Consider the following 13,579-nt stretch of genomic DNA (forward strand, 5'->3'; position numbering starts at 1 on the left):
CGATATCCTTGTGAATCTGTTAATAATAATAGCTTATAATTATTGGTTTTACATTTAACAATTTGATTAACAATCATTTAATGCTTTAAACTTGGAATTGGTTATTGGTATATGTTCCTTTGTCTTTAATGATAAATGAAAACCAATGAAACTGATTAGTATTAAAAGAGAAACGAAGCCTGAAGTTAGATTTACTAAAAAAATGGGAGCATTGTCCATCAATGTGACTTACATTAAGAAACAATTTCTTAATATTCCATTTAAAACACTTCATAAATACAGAGAAACCTATTATGGTGAAGTGAAAGATTGTGACAATATTAGTTTAGCAAGATAAAACAAAAAGCCTATTCCATTGGAATAGGCTTTTTGCTTAAATTATGAGACCGTGTTTTTTTTTGGTGCTATGATCCAGGTGTATATAAGAACAAGCATTCCGAAAGTTACAGACATATCAGCAACATTAAAAATACCAGTTTTAAAAACACCTCCTAAGTCGATAAAGAAAAAGTCAGTTACTTTTCCGAAAGCAATGCGATCAAACACATTAGCAATTCCTCCACCAGCGATACAACTTAATGCCATCGTACTTAATTTGTCTAAGGTTTTGTTAACTATTATATAGTAAATCAGGTAACCTAATACTAATGTTGGAAGAATCAATAAGAAAATAAGCCTCAGTGTCTCATTCATTTCGCTTCCCATGCCAAGAAAAGCACCTTTGTTTTCTACATTGGTAAGAATAAATTTGTCACCAATAAGTTCAATTACTTCTCGTAGTTCAATATTTGCTCTAACAATTACTTTGGAAATTTGGTCAATTGCAATATTGAAGATGATAAGCAATACAATGCTTACGTTTCTAGATAACTTCATAGAATCTTAAGCATTAGTTTCAAAAGTTGCTGAAGCCGTTTCAGATTCTCGATTTATTTTTTTAACAAGACCTTGTAAGACTTTTCCTGGTCCAACTTCAGTGAAATGAGATGCGCCATCCGCAATCATTTGTTGTACAGACTGAGTCCATCGTACAGGAGCAGTTAATTGTGAAATTAAATTTGCTTTAATTTCGTTTTCATCAGTGATAGCAGTAGCTGTTACATTTTGATAGATAGGACACTTAGGTTTGCTAAATGTGGTGTTTTCTATGGCAGCCGCTAATTCTTCACGAGCTGGTTCCATAAGAGGTGAGTGAAAAGCTCCGCCAACAGGCAAAACTAGAGCACGACGAGCACCTTTTTCTTTTAATGTTTCACATGCTTTGTGAATAGCTTCAACTTCACCAGAAATCACCAACTGACCTGGACAATTATAATTTGCAGCAACCACAATGCCTTCAGTGTTTGCACATACATTTTCTACAACATCATCGTCTAAACCTAAAACTGCAGCCATCGTGCTTGGTTGTAATTCACAAGCTTTTTGCATTGCTTGAGCACGTTGAGAAACCAGTTTCAATCCGTCTTCAAAAGTTAAAGCACCTGCAGCTACTAAAGCTGAAAATTCTCCAAGTGAATGGCCAGCAACCATATCTGGCTTAAAGTTGTCACCAAGTGTTTTTGCTAAGATAACTGAATGCAAAAAAATAGCTGGTTGCGTCACTTTAGTTTCTTTTAAATCGTCATCAGACCCTTCAAACATGATATCTGTAATAGGAAATCCTAAGATATCATTAGCTTTTTCAAACAACTCTTGAGCTAGAGGTGAGTTTTCATAAAGGTCTAATCCCATTCCTGAGAACTGAGCTCCTTGACCTGGAAATATATATGCGTTCATTTTAATCAAAAATTTATTGTGCAAAAATAGGAATAATATTGAACTTATAAGTTTGAAGTTGCAGCTTCTGCACAACGTTCGCCATCCATAGCAGCAGAAACAATTCCTCCAGCATAACCTCCACCTTCACCACAAGGATATAAATTAGTGATTTCAGGATGTGCTAAATCCTCGTTTCTAGGAATGCTTACAGGTGATGAAGTTCTAGATTCAACGCCTATGATATTGGCTTCTTCAGTATAATAACCATGCATTTTTTCACCAAATGCTTTAAAGCCTTTTCGAAGTGAGCCACCAATTAATTTTGGTAATAAAGAATGTAAAGGAGCAGATTTCAAGCCTGGTTGATAGGATGTTTCATTGAGACTTGAAGATAGCTTGCCTGCTACAAAATCGGTTAATCGTTGGCCAGGAGCAGATTGTCGTCTTCCGCCTGAAGTAAATGCTAAGCGCTCTAAATCTCTTTGATATTCTAGCGCTTTCAATTCGCCAAAATGTTCGTATTTGTATAAATCTTTATCCGCATTAATTTCTACAACAATGCCAGAATTTGCAAACTTGTTATTTCGTTTTGAAGGCGACATGCCATTAACGACGACCTCTCCATTTGCAGTCGCAGCAGGAACTATAAATCCGCCAGGACACATACAAAATGAATACACACCTCTGTCATTTACCTGTTGTACTAAACTGTAAGCTGCAGGAGGTAATAATTCGCTGCGCTTTTCGCCTATGCAGTGGTATTGAATGCCGTCAATAATATCTTGTGGATGTTCTACCCGAACTCCCATGGCGAACGATTTTGCTTTTAACTGAATGTGTTTGTCGTTCAATAAATAAAAGATATCACGAGCTGAATGACCAGTAGCTAAAATAACTTTTTCAACAGCCAATTCATTGCCATTTTGAAGTTGAATTGCTGTAATTTTTTTGTCCTTAATTGTAAAGTCTGTTACTCTAGTTTCGAAATGAATTTCACCGCCAAATTTTAAAATGGTTTCTCTAATATTCTGAACCACATTAGGTAATTTGTTAGTTCCTATATGTGGATGTGCATCAACTAAAATTTGTTCTGTTGCACCATGGAAGACTAAATTTTCAAATATGCGACGCACATCTCCTCGCTTCAAACTTCGCGTATAAAGTTTGCCATCACTATAAGTTCCGGCTCCACCTTCTCCAAAGCAATAGTTTGAATCCTCATTAACAATATGATCTTGATTTATGGCTTTTAAATCGCGACGTCTGTCTTGAACATTTTTGCCGCGTTCTAATACTACAGGCTTAAAACCTAATTCTATGCATCGTAATGCTGCCCACATTCCTGCTGGTCCGAAACCAATAATATGAATTGGTTTTGATTTCGAAACATCTTTATAATCAAATGTATAGTCTGACGTTTCTGGAACAGGTTCATTGATGTAAACTTCAACCTTGTAATTGAACATGATTTGGGACTTACGTGCATCAATCGATTTTCTTAGAATTTTAATTCCAGTTATCTCTGAAGGGTTGATACCTAAATCATAGGCTGCCTTGTTAAGCAGACCGTCAGTTTTGGCTTCTTGATGTAAATTAATGCGTAACTGTAAGGCTTTTATCATGGTTCGAAATTAATGAATATTCAAATAAAAAAAACACCTTAAGCTAAATTTAAAGTTTAAGGTGTTCTGTTATAAACATTGAAATCTTAATCTTCCTGACTGATACTTTTTATATTATCATTAAATACACGATCAATCAAAATATGTCTAGGGTCAATAGCTGCCTTAACTGGCAAAGAATCTAATTGAACTGTAATCGAAGATGTTTCTTTATCAAATTTTAAACGCTGTTGTTGATATAATTTTTCTTCATCACTATCCATAAAGAAACCAATATCAATCCAGTCGTTAATTGGAACTTTTGTTTCATTACCAAGGCTATCAGATTTTATTTTAGAACTTTCAATCTCCATAGTAATTTCATATTTCCCGTTGTCTAAAGTTTTGTAAGTAGCTTCTTTTAATCTATTGTCGTAAAGTGTGATTTCCTTGAACCAATCTTTAATTAAATAATTGAGCGAATCTGGAACTTGTGGCTCTAAGTGACGCAAGAAATCATGTGAGCTTGGATAGGGAGGACCTTTATAACGATATTCTTCTAAAAAGCCTTTCATTGCTGTATTGACTTTGTCTTCTCCAATATAGTCTTGTAAGGCATATAAAATGACACTTCCTTTTCCGTAATGAATATAGCCTTGATTTTCAACTTGATATAATGGCAATTCTTTAAGTCGTTCACCACTTCGTCCGCGTAAATACCGATCGTGATTGTACTTTAAAAATTCTCTCATTTTCATCGGATTTTCAGTAATGTTTTTTAAGGTCATTAAGGACGAATATTCTGAGAACCCTTCACTTAACATTGTGCTACCTTGCATATAAGCGCCAATAACCTGGTGAGCCCAGTACTGATGTGCCATTTCATGAGCAATAACTGCATCTACTACATTGTTTTCTGTTTCATCTTCCAGATCAATTACAAATCCAATAGCTTCTGAATATGGCATCGTTCCAGGAAAAGCTTGAGCGAATGATGCATACCTTGGAAATTCAATAATTCTGCATTGCTTGTGAAAATAAGGACCAAAATGTTCTGTGAAGTATGTTAAAGACCGTTCAACAGCATCTAACATCATATCTACATTTTCAGGATGTTTTTCATCATAATAAATTTCAATATCAATGCCATTCCACTTGCGTTTTTTAATTTTAAAATCAGCAGACATGAATGAATAAAAGTTTAATGAAGGCGTATCGACTTTATAATGAAAATAGTTTCGACCATTTTCTTCCCACTTATTAATTAAGGAGCCAGGAGCAATAGCAGTTTGATTACCAGAAGTTGATATCACTGTTTCAACATTTATAAAATCTGATTGTCCATTAAAAATATAATTGCCCATATGCAAATCGGTAACACCTTCAGTAAGTTCTGGCATTCGATCCTTCTCAGGAAGATCATATTTTTTTCGGGTATTTTTATCGCTTAGTTCATAGCCTTCATTATATCCCATAGTAGGTAAAATATCACCATTATTGAAGAAGCTACCATTTTTAACAATCTTAGTATTACCTCTGTTGTTGCTAAACCCTTTGGTTATGTATTTGTTATTTACAGTCATGGTTATTTTTTCACCTGGTTGTAAAGGTGGACTCAACCTGTAAATTTTAAATAAATAGGTTGTGTCTTTATAAACTACAGTTCCATTTGGAATATTCAATTTCGTATCCCAACCATCACTATTATAAAAATGAAGTGAATCGATGGGCTGGTCTGAAGCATTTGTTAATTCTAAATCTGCTTTAACATGAATGTCTCTTTTGTCAGGAAAAATATCAATATAATATTTTGCATCTGTGATTTTTGGAGTAACAATGTCTCTGTATTTTCCGTACTTTTTTTCGTAATCTGCAGATAATTGTTCTAAGGTATCACCAGAGTAATACGGATTTAAAATCTGAGTGTTATAATAGACAAAACCTGCAACTCCAATCCACGCAATTGCTGTAATGGCAATAACACTTCGGTAGCTTTTTGGCACTTCTTTTCTGGCTGTTTTAATACGACTAAATAATGAATTTTTAGAACCTCGATTCCATAAAGCACCAGCGATGAGTAAACCTAATACTGAAAATAAAACCCAATAGAGATTAAACCACAAAGCACCTTTAACACCTGGGCCAAAGCCGTTCATATCAGAATAATAAGTAGAAACACCACCTCCAACATCTAACATATTTGAACTTATATCCATAATACTTAATACAATTTCCCAGACTAAGAGAATAAGAATAGCAATGAAATATCCAATATATTTATTACTGGAAAGGACCTGCACTAAAATTGTAATGCCGCCAAAAACAATAAAAAGCGGTAAGTTGTCATAGAAAAAATCTAAAAGATACACATCAAGCTCGATACGAGTGAAGCCATTTAATAATTGATAAATAACACCAATTAAGATGAAAAACAGATTCAAAATGGTTGCAATGCTAACTAACGATAAAGCTTTTGCTGCCATAGATATAAAGGAAGTGTGTGCAGTGGCATCAACGACTTCATTTATTTTATAATCACGATCTCTCCAGATTAATTCTCCACTAAAAAAGACCACAATAATGATAATGAAAATATCAGTATTATCTTTAATAGAGTCGATAAGTTTATACGTTACAGGATACGATTGTAATCCGAAGTACTCAAAGCCACCACTTAAGTCTGCTACCAAAATAATGATACAGAAGAGGAATAGAATTTTAAAAGTGACACTTTTTATGATGCTTAAGAAATTTGTGTAAAAAAAGCTTTTAAACTGAAGCCAGTTTGTAGCATTATTAAAAGAAGGATTTAGTTTCGGAAGTGTAAAAACAGTTTCCTCTTTTCGGGTGCTGATTTTCTCTTTTTTAACCTTTTTATTTTTCTGTTTAAATGAAAAACTAAAATAGGATAAAAATAAAATTAGTAATCCAACAGCAATCCAGATTAATCTATTATACAATAAAAGGCCTGAAAAACCTGGGCTAATAGTGTTTTTTTCAACTGGAGTGAAGTATTTAGTTTCAATAGCGTAGGTGTTAATGCCAAAAATATCAGATAAACCAGCTATGGTTTCATTGTCAACATCACTCATTAGAGAACCTGAAACAATATAGGCAACAATAATAACTAAGCCACCAACAAATGAAATCACTGTACTCTTCCATTTATTTGCCATTGCAAAAATGACCGTTCCTGCCAGAAACATGTTTGGAAGAATAAATAGTAAGTAATTGTTTAAGAAGGTTTCAAAATAGAATGGACCAAATCGCGATGGATCTATCCATTCAAAAATTGAATTCAAATACGTGCCCAAAAGCATTCCAATGAAAACGCCTACAAGAGGTAAAGTTGATACAAACAAGGCGCCAAGAAAGCGACCAAAAAAGTAACCAGATTTACTTAGAGGTGTTGTAAAAAGAATTTCGTTAAACTCGTTATTATGATCTCTTAAGGCGGCATTATTAAAAAAGGCAACTGCCATTAATAAACTAAATATGCAAAATATAGTTACATGAAGCGTAAGCGTGTACGGCGAGTTTCGATACACGTTTCCAATAGCCCCTCCAACCTGAACGTTATCACTGACCGTTGCAAAAAACTCCATGAGAGCTAAAATGAACATAAAAATATACACCATAGGTTGCTTAAGTGTGTATTTTAATTCTGAAAGAAAAAATGTTTTAAACATGATTGAAAATGGTTAGATGGGATTAAACAAGTACGTTTGAAGTGTTGATTTTAGAAAAGAAAACATCCTCTAAATTAGGGGTTACTTGTTCAAATCCGTTTTGTGGATCAGCTTCACTAAAGATGTGAATTAGTGGTTTTCCACCAACCATTTTATTTGATATAATTTTATATTCCTTGGCATAAGTTTCAAGATCTTCTCTGCTTACAATTTTCTGATATACTTTACTACTTAAGTCGTCAATAGCTGTTTGAGGCGAACCATGAAAAACGATTTCGCCTAAATTCATAATGGCCATTTTTGTGCATAATTCACGTACATCATCAACAATATGAGTTGATAAAATAACAATAACGTCTTTACCAACATCGGCTAGTAAATTGTAAAAACGGTTTCGCTCACCTGGATCTAAACCTGCAGTTGGTTCATCAACGATAATTAATTTCGGATTACCAATGAGCGCCTGAGCAATTCCAACACGCTGCTTCATACCACCAGAAAACCCTTTGACAGATTTGTTTCTTTTATCGTATAAATTCACTTTATCAAGTAGATATTTGACGAGTTCTTTACGTTCTGAAGTATTTGTAATACCTTTTAAAATTGCGAGATGTGTTAATAGTTGTTCGGCTGTAATTCTAGGATATACGCCAAATTCCTGAGGCAAGTAACCCAATACTTTTCTCAATTCTGCAGGTTGATTTAAAATATCAATATCGTCTAAAGTTGCTGTCCCTGAATCGGCTTCCTGAAGTGTTGCTAAGGTTCTCATCAACGATGATTTTCCTGCGCCATTCGGTCCTAAAAGTCCGAACATGCCGTTTTCAAGTTCCAGATTTACATTGTCTAATGCCTTTACGCCATTGGCGTAAGTTTTTGATAAATTATTGATTTTTAAGGTGCTCATTGAATAGTGTTTTTTGATTGGTTATGTAAATATGACGACGCAAAAGTGAAAGCGTTACAAATTAAAAGTATCTCACTACAAGATACTACTTATAATTAAGACGCAATTTGCCAGCAAAAGGTTGCTTCTATCTTAAGCAGATAACAAAAGAATATTTAAAAGGAAAGTTTATTTCCTTACATAGGTAATAAATGAAAATGCATGCGCATGTTTGTCGTCAGCTTCATGAGAGATATTACTTATTTCTTTCCATTGCATGGCATCAATCTCAGGGAAATAGGTGTCGGCATTTTCAAAATTTGCATGCACACGTGTGAGTTCAATCTTGTGAGCCAAAGTCATCGATTGTTTGTAGATTTCACCACCACCAATAATAAACGGTTGCTTATCATGTCTAGCTGCATCAATAGCATCATCTAAATTGTTCACGACAATAACACCTTCAGGAGCTATGTAACCATTTTGTCTGGTAATAACAATATGCGTTCTGTTAGGAAGTGGTTTTGGAAAACTCTCAAAAGTTTTTCGTCCCATGATAATATGGTGACCGTTAGTGAGTGCTTTAAAGCGTTTAAGGTCATCGCTCAAATGCCAGATTAAATCATTGTCTTTTCCAATGGCATTATTTTCACCAGCTGCAACAATTATTGTGAGCTCAGGAGTTTTTTTTTCTGGAGTTATTTTGCTATCTAAAATTTGATTGTAGGCTTGAGATTTAGCAATTTCTTTCTCTTCCTTTATGTATTCCTGAGTAAGCTGATCAATGCGTTCTTGTTGTTTTGCTACAAGAGCTTCACGTTGTTGATCTTCCCATTCTTTGCCCATAAACTTGTGCGTAATAAACACAGAGATAAAGTGGTATATAAATAAGAATAACCATAAGACAATAGCGATGACAAACCATTCGAGTCCAGCAATTTTTAAATCTTTTCCTATACCCAAAACTGTGTTTGCTAGAATAAGAAAGACAGCTCCAATCAAGAAAATCACAAAATGAATGTATAAACGTTTTTTCTGTTTGATACGTTTTTCTGCAGCTTTAATTAAAGCCAATTGCTCTTGATCTATACTTGGTTTTGTTTTCTTTTTTCCGAACATAATTGTAAATATTTACAACTATAAAGTTATGATTTTTTACGCAAACGTTGTAATGATTTTAATTTAATCTTCCTGTATGTAAACGCAAACGTTATCGTTCTAAAGTTGTTGAAAATCAGCATCTAATAAAATATCTAATACTTATTAATCTCATAATTTTTATCTGTATTTTATTCATACTTTAAATTAAAAAGGGTTTAATTTTATCAAAATGATAATTCTTTGGTTTTGAACTTATTATTAGTTTGAGTGTGTGTGTTTCTTTTATACCTTTGACCTATAATTAAATTCTTAGTATTATGGCAATTACAAAACAATACTTAAAAAGCAAACCGGTTTGTAAAGTAACTTTTACTGTACCTGCTGAAGAAGCAAAAAAAGTAGCAGTTGTAGGAACATTTAACGAGTGGAACGCAAAGAAAGCAGTTCAGCTTAAGAAATTAAAAAACGGAAACTTTAAAGGGACTGTAGATTTAGAAAAAGACAACTCTTATGAGTTTAGATATTTAGTTGACGGAACTTACGTCAATGATGACCAAGCAGATGCTTATGCATGGAATGACTTTGCAGCAGCTGAAAATGGTGTCTTGAATTTATAGTAGATTCCGTTTTATAACCTTAAAAAAGAGCTTTCAGTCATGAAAGCTCTTTTTTATTTATTGAAAATATAGCGTCATTAACAAGCTAAAAGGGGTATCAACTGCTTCACCATTTGAAAAACCAGGCTCCTTAAATTTTGGAAGACGTTTAGCAACCTTTATAGCTTCAATAGCTATGGCTTTATGATTAGCTTTAGCATTTACATGTTCTATTTTTCCTTTTGTATTGATTGTAAACTCCAAGAGGAATTGCGTTGATTGTTCCAAAGGCATCACTCGACTTGCCATGTCAATATCAAAACTCATTTTGATAAAAGTCATGATTTTGTGTTTTGAACAGTCCTCTAAAGCTTTATTACTTGATTCTTTATCGCAACCTCTGTACACTGGATATTTAGAAGAATCTTCATTTTGGTTTTCAGTAGATTCTTGTCCAAATAGAATACTTCCACATACAAATATTACTAAAATGAGTGTATTTTTAATCATAACGTCTAAACAGCTACCGCACCTTTGATATGTGGATGCGGATTATAATCTACCAATGTGAAATCCTCAAAATCGAAATCGAAAATATCTTTTACTTCAGGATTTAAAATCATTTTAGGCAATGGTCTGATATCACGAGAAAGTTGGAGTTCTAATTGCTCAAAGTGATTGCTGTAAATATGCGCATCACCAAAGGTGTGAATGAATTCTCCAGCTTCATAACCACAAACCTGAGCCATCATCATCGTTAACAACGCATACGAAGCAATATTAAAAGGTACACCTAAAAAGATATCTGCACTACGTTGGTAGAGCTGACAGGATAGTTTTCCGTTAGCTACATAAAACTGAAAAAAGGCATGGCAAGGCGGAAGTGCTGCCTTCCCATTGGCTACGTTTTCGTCGAATGATTTTGAAGTGTCTGGTAATACTGAAGGATTCCAGGCAGAGACCAACATACGACGACTGTTAGGATTGTTTTTTAAAGTTTCAATCACATCTTTAATTTGATCGATGTCGTCGCTATTCCAGTTGCGCCATTGATGACCGTAAACAGGACCCAAATCACCATTTTGATCGGCCCAATCGTTCCAGATTCGGACACCGTTTTCAGTTAAATACTCAATATTTGTATCACCTTTTAAAAACCAGAGTAATTCGTATATAATAGATTTTAAATGTAATTTTTTTGTCGTTACCATTGGGAAACCTACACTTAAATCAAAACGCATTTGATATCCAAATACACTTTTGGTTCCAGTTCCTGTGCGATCTCCTTTTTCGTTTCCTTGTTCTAAAACGTGCTTAACTAGGTCGTGGTATTGCTTCATGTTCATTTCCTGCGAATGCAGAAATCTATTTAAATTAAACTTAATTCTTGTTGGGATGAGATGCTAAAATCAAAGATTCATGAATTTCTAAAATTAAAGTAGATTTTAATGAATAAACAAGTTCAGCATGACGTAAAGCGAAAATAGAAAAAAGCCATAAAAATTAATTCTGATGGTCTTATTTTATATTAAAAGTTATTAACGTTTTTTTTGCATTCGAATGCTCTAATTATCATCTTTAGCGATTCGCCACTAGCCAATAATCATTCCAGCGATAGTTGCTGAAATAAGTGAAGCAATTGTTCCACCAATTAAAGCCTTCATACCAAATTTAGACAATTGCGTACGTTGTCCTGGAGCTAGCGATCCAATTCCGCCAATTTGAATTCCAATAGACGCAAAGTTGGCAAAACCACACAGCATATAGGTTGCCATGATAATTGATTTTTCATAAGTTAAATGCGTTGCACTAGCAGCATTTTTAAGATCTGCTAATTGAATATAACCTACAAATTCACTGGCTGCCAATTTGATTCCTAAAAGCTGTCCCATGAGCATAATATCTTCCTTTGCGATTCCTATTAACCACATTAAAGGTGCGAAGACAGTGCCTAAGATGGCTTCTAACGATAAGGCATCATAAGGAGAATTTGCACTTACCCAATCATTAAGACCTCCAATAGTACCTATTTTTAATAAACCATAATTAATCATTGCAATAAAAGCGACAAATACGAGAAGCATTGCGCCAACATTAACGGCTAGTTTTAAACCTTCAGTAGTTCCGTTCGCAATAGCATCTAAAAAATTAGAACCTATTTTTTCTTGAGATACAGCAACATCAGTATTGACTTGTTCAGTTTGGGGATATAATATTTTTGAAATCACAATTGCTCCAGGTGCTGCCATAACAGAGGCGGCTAATAGGTGCTTTGCATAGACCAATCTTAATACAGGATCATCTCCTCCGAGGAAACCAATATAAGCTGCTAATACTGCACCAGCAACTGTAGCCATTCCACCAATCATGACCAATAGAATTTCTGACTTGGTCATTTTTTCTAAATAGGCTTTTATAAGGAGAGGAGCTTCCGTTTGTCCTAAGAAAATATTTCCTGCAACACTTAAGCTTTCAGCTCCCGAAATTTTCAATAGTTTAGACAATAGCCATCCAAATGCCTTTACTACTTTTTGAATAATTCCTAAGTAGAATAAAACCGAAGTTAATGCTGAAAAGAATAATATCGTTGGAAGAACTTGAAAGGCGAAAATAAATCCGAAAGTATCCATATCTACCACTAAGCCTTCAAATAGAAACTGACTTCCAGCCTTGGTGAAATCTAGGACTTTAATAAAAACTTTTCCAATAGATTCAAATATGGTCTTGACCAATTCAATCTTTAATACACCAACAGCAATAATAAGTTGAAATGCTAAACCTATTCCAACAGTTTTCCAATTTACAGCCCTACGATTACTACTAAAAAGAAAGGCAATAAAAATTAAGGTTGCCATACCCAGTATCCCACGCCAAAGGCTATTAAAAGAAAAACCTTGACTTGGTATTATAGCAGCAGTATTATCAGTTACCGATGTAACGGCTTCGGCTACTTTTGGTGATTTGAATTTGTAAACGGTTTTGTTTTCAGAAACGACTAAGGTAGAATCGGTGAGTTCAGAAATTTTATAACGTTGAATCGTATCATTTGGTTTTGAATAATAGAAAACCAATAGATTATTTTGATACATATAATCGCCTGAAGCTTTAAGATTTTTGGCTTGAAGCGTATATTCAAATTCGCCAGCACTAAGATTTATGACATCAGAATCTGATATTTCAAGAAGTGATAATCCATTTTCATCCTGTATTGCATCAAATTGCCATTTCTTTTCTATGTCTTGACTAAAGCTAGTCGTAAGTCCAAAAAAAATAGCTGCAACAGCTAGTAGAACATGTTTCATCTGAAAGTGTATTTAACGTTTGGATATTTCGTCTCGAATTTTGGCTGCTTTTTCATAATCTTCATTATTAACAGCTTCATCTAGAAGAGCATTGAGTTCTTTTAGGCTTTTATCTTTGTAGTTTTCTTGAACACTTGCTTCAATTTCTTCAGCGACAAAATCATCTACCAAAATACTATCTTGTTCTTCTTCTCCTTTTTTCGGATTCACTTTTAAATAAATTCCAGCCTTATCTAAAATATTTTTGTAGGTAAAAATTGGTGCTTGAAAGCGTAATGCTAAAGCAATGGCATCACTGGTTCTGGCATCAATAATTTCCTCAATTTTATCTCGTTCACATATTAAACTAGAATAAAATACACCATCAACCAGTTTATGAATAATAACTTGTTTGACAACGATATCGAAACGGTCTGCAAAATTTTTAAATAAATCGTGAGTTAGCGGTCTTGGAGGTCTGATTTCTTTTTCTAAAGCAATAGCAATAGATTGCGCTTCAAAAGCTCCAATAACGATTGGAAGTTTACGATCACCATCTACTTCATTCAGAATTAAAGCATAAGCGCCATTTTGGGTTTGGCTATATGAAATTCCTTTTATATTTAATTTTACTAAGCTCATAATATATAAAACGTAAAGAACTGTT

Annotated in this window: 12 protein-coding genes; 2 read left to right on the forward strand and 10 right to left on the reverse strand. The window is 34.0% G+C overall.

What is annotated here, in order from left to right:
* Positions 1 to 145 precede the first annotated feature (145 nt).
* On the forward strand, positions 146 to 337 hold the full coding sequence (locus TD18_RS02460; RefSeq protein ID WP_040248062.1) for a hypothetical protein: 192 nt from the start codon (positions 146 to 148) through the stop codon (positions 335 to 337).
* 41 nt (positions 338 to 378) lie between these two features.
* Here TD18_RS02460 and lspA read toward each other — a convergent pair whose 3' ends face one another.
* From lspA to TD18_RS02490, 6 genes are all read right to left on the reverse strand, one after another.
* Positions 379 to 876, reverse strand: a complete 498-nt coding sequence (gene lspA / locus TD18_RS02465; RefSeq protein WP_040248064.1) for a signal peptidase II — start codon at positions 874 to 876, stop codon at positions 379 to 381.
* A gap of 6 nt (positions 877 to 882) precedes the next feature.
* Entirely contained in the window at positions 883 to 1,776 is an 894-nt protein-coding gene (gene fabD / locus TD18_RS02470) for an ACP S-malonyltransferase (protein ID WP_040248067.1), read from the reverse strand.
* Positions 1,777 to 1,820: 44 nt separating this feature from the next.
* Positions 1,821 to 3,380, reverse strand: a complete 1,560-nt coding sequence (locus TD18_RS02475; protein ID WP_040248069.1) for an NAD(P)/FAD-dependent oxidoreductase — start codon at positions 3,378 to 3,380, stop codon at positions 1,821 to 1,823.
* An 86-nt stretch (positions 3,381 to 3,466) separates the two neighbouring features.
* Positions 3,467 to 7,048, reverse strand: coding sequence for a M1 family aminopeptidase (locus TD18_RS02480; protein WP_040248071.1), 3,582 nt, complete (start codon positions 7,046 to 7,048; stop codon positions 3,467 to 3,469).
* A gap of 22 nt (positions 7,049 to 7,070) precedes the next feature.
* A complete protein-coding gene (locus TD18_RS02485) occupies positions 7,071 to 7,955 on the reverse strand; it encodes an ABC transporter ATP-binding protein (protein ID WP_040248074.1) in 885 nt (294 codons plus the stop codon).
* Positions 7,956 to 8,123: 168 nt separating this feature from the next.
* A complete protein-coding gene (locus TD18_RS02490) occupies positions 8,124 to 9,053 on the reverse strand; it encodes a dihydrofolate reductase (RefSeq protein WP_040248076.1) in 930 nt (309 codons plus the stop codon).
* A 299-nt stretch (positions 9,054 to 9,352) separates the two neighbouring features.
* On the opposite strand from TD18_RS02490, the gene TD18_RS02495 reads away from it, so the two are divergent.
* Positions 9,353 to 9,652, forward strand: coding sequence for an isoamylase early set domain-containing protein (locus TD18_RS02495; RefSeq protein WP_040248079.1), 300 nt, complete (start codon positions 9,353 to 9,355; stop codon positions 9,650 to 9,652).
* A gap of 57 nt (positions 9,653 to 9,709) precedes the next feature.
* Here TD18_RS02495 and TD18_RS02500 read toward each other — a convergent pair whose 3' ends face one another.
* The 4 genes from TD18_RS02500 to TD18_RS02515 all read right to left on the reverse strand — a co-directional run bounded on the left by TD18_RS02500 (position 9,710) and on the right by TD18_RS02515 (position 13,554).
* A complete protein-coding gene (locus TD18_RS02500; protein WP_040248081.1) occupies positions 9,710 to 10,141 on the reverse strand; it encodes a hypothetical protein in 432 nt (143 codons plus the stop codon).
* A gap of 5 nt (positions 10,142 to 10,146) precedes the next feature.
* Positions 10,147 to 10,971 carry a thymidylate synthase gene (locus TD18_RS02505; RefSeq protein ID WP_040248711.1) on the reverse strand — a complete coding sequence of 275 codons (825 nt, stop codon included), beginning with the start codon at positions 10,969 to 10,971 and terminating at the stop codon, positions 10,147 to 10,149.
* A gap of 252 nt (positions 10,972 to 11,223) precedes the next feature.
* Positions 11,224 to 12,933 carry a nucleoside transporter C-terminal domain-containing protein gene (locus TD18_RS02510; protein ID WP_040248083.1) on the reverse strand — a complete coding sequence of 570 codons (1,710 nt, stop codon included), beginning with the start codon at positions 12,931 to 12,933 and terminating at the stop codon, positions 11,224 to 11,226.
* A 12-nt stretch (positions 12,934 to 12,945) separates the two neighbouring features.
* On the reverse strand, positions 12,946 to 13,554 hold the full coding sequence (locus tag TD18_RS02515) for a bifunctional nuclease family protein (RefSeq protein ID WP_040248087.1): 609 nt from the start codon (positions 13,552 to 13,554) through the stop codon (positions 12,946 to 12,948).
* Positions 13,555 to 13,579 lie beyond the last annotated feature (25 nt).

It is taken from the genome of Psychroserpens mesophilus, assembly GCF_000826645.1.
GTDB lineage: Bacteria > Bacteroidota > Bacteroidia > Flavobacteriales > Flavobacteriaceae > Psychroserpens > Psychroserpens mesophilus.

Coding starts and splice junctions, on each gene's coding strand:
- TD18_RS02510 (WP_040248083.1), bottom strand. CDS start 12,933: ATGAAACATGTTCTACTAGCTGTTGCAGCTATTTTTTTTGGACTTACG.
- TD18_RS02505 (WP_040248711.1), bottom strand. CDS start 10,971: ATGAAGCAATACCACGACCTAGTTAAGCACGTTTTAGAACAAGGAAAC.
- fabD (WP_040248067.1), bottom strand. CDS start 1,776: ATGAACGCATATATATTTCCAGGTCAAGGAGCTCAGTTCTCAGGAATG.
- TD18_RS02515 (WP_040248087.1), bottom strand. CDS start 13,554: ATGAGCTTAGTAAAATTAAATATAAAAGGAATTTCATATAGCCAAACC.
- TD18_RS02490 (WP_040248076.1), bottom strand. CDS start 9,053: ATGTTCGGAAAAAAGAAAACAAAACCAAGTATAGATCAAGAGCAATTG.
- TD18_RS02460 (WP_040248062.1), top strand. CDS start 146: ATGAAACTGATTAGTATTAAAAGAGAAACGAAGCCTGAAGTTAGATTT.
- TD18_RS02500 (WP_040248081.1), bottom strand. CDS start 10,141: ATGATTAAAAATACACTCATTTTAGTAATATTTGTATGTGGAAGTATT.
- TD18_RS02495 (WP_040248079.1), top strand. CDS start 9,353: ATGGCAATTACAAAACAATACTTAAAAAGCAAACCGGTTTGTAAAGTA.
- TD18_RS02480 (WP_040248071.1), bottom strand. CDS start 7,048: ATGTTTAAAACATTTTTTCTTTCAGAATTAAAATACACACTTAAGCAA.
- lspA (WP_040248064.1), bottom strand. CDS start 876: ATGAAGTTATCTAGAAACGTAAGCATTGTATTGCTTATCATCTTCAAT.
- TD18_RS02485 (WP_040248074.1), bottom strand. CDS start 7,955: ATGAGCACCTTAAAAATCAATAATTTATCAAAAACTTACGCCAATGGC.
- TD18_RS02475 (WP_040248069.1), bottom strand. CDS start 3,380: ATGATAAAAGCCTTACAGTTACGCATTAATTTACATCAAGAAGCCAAA.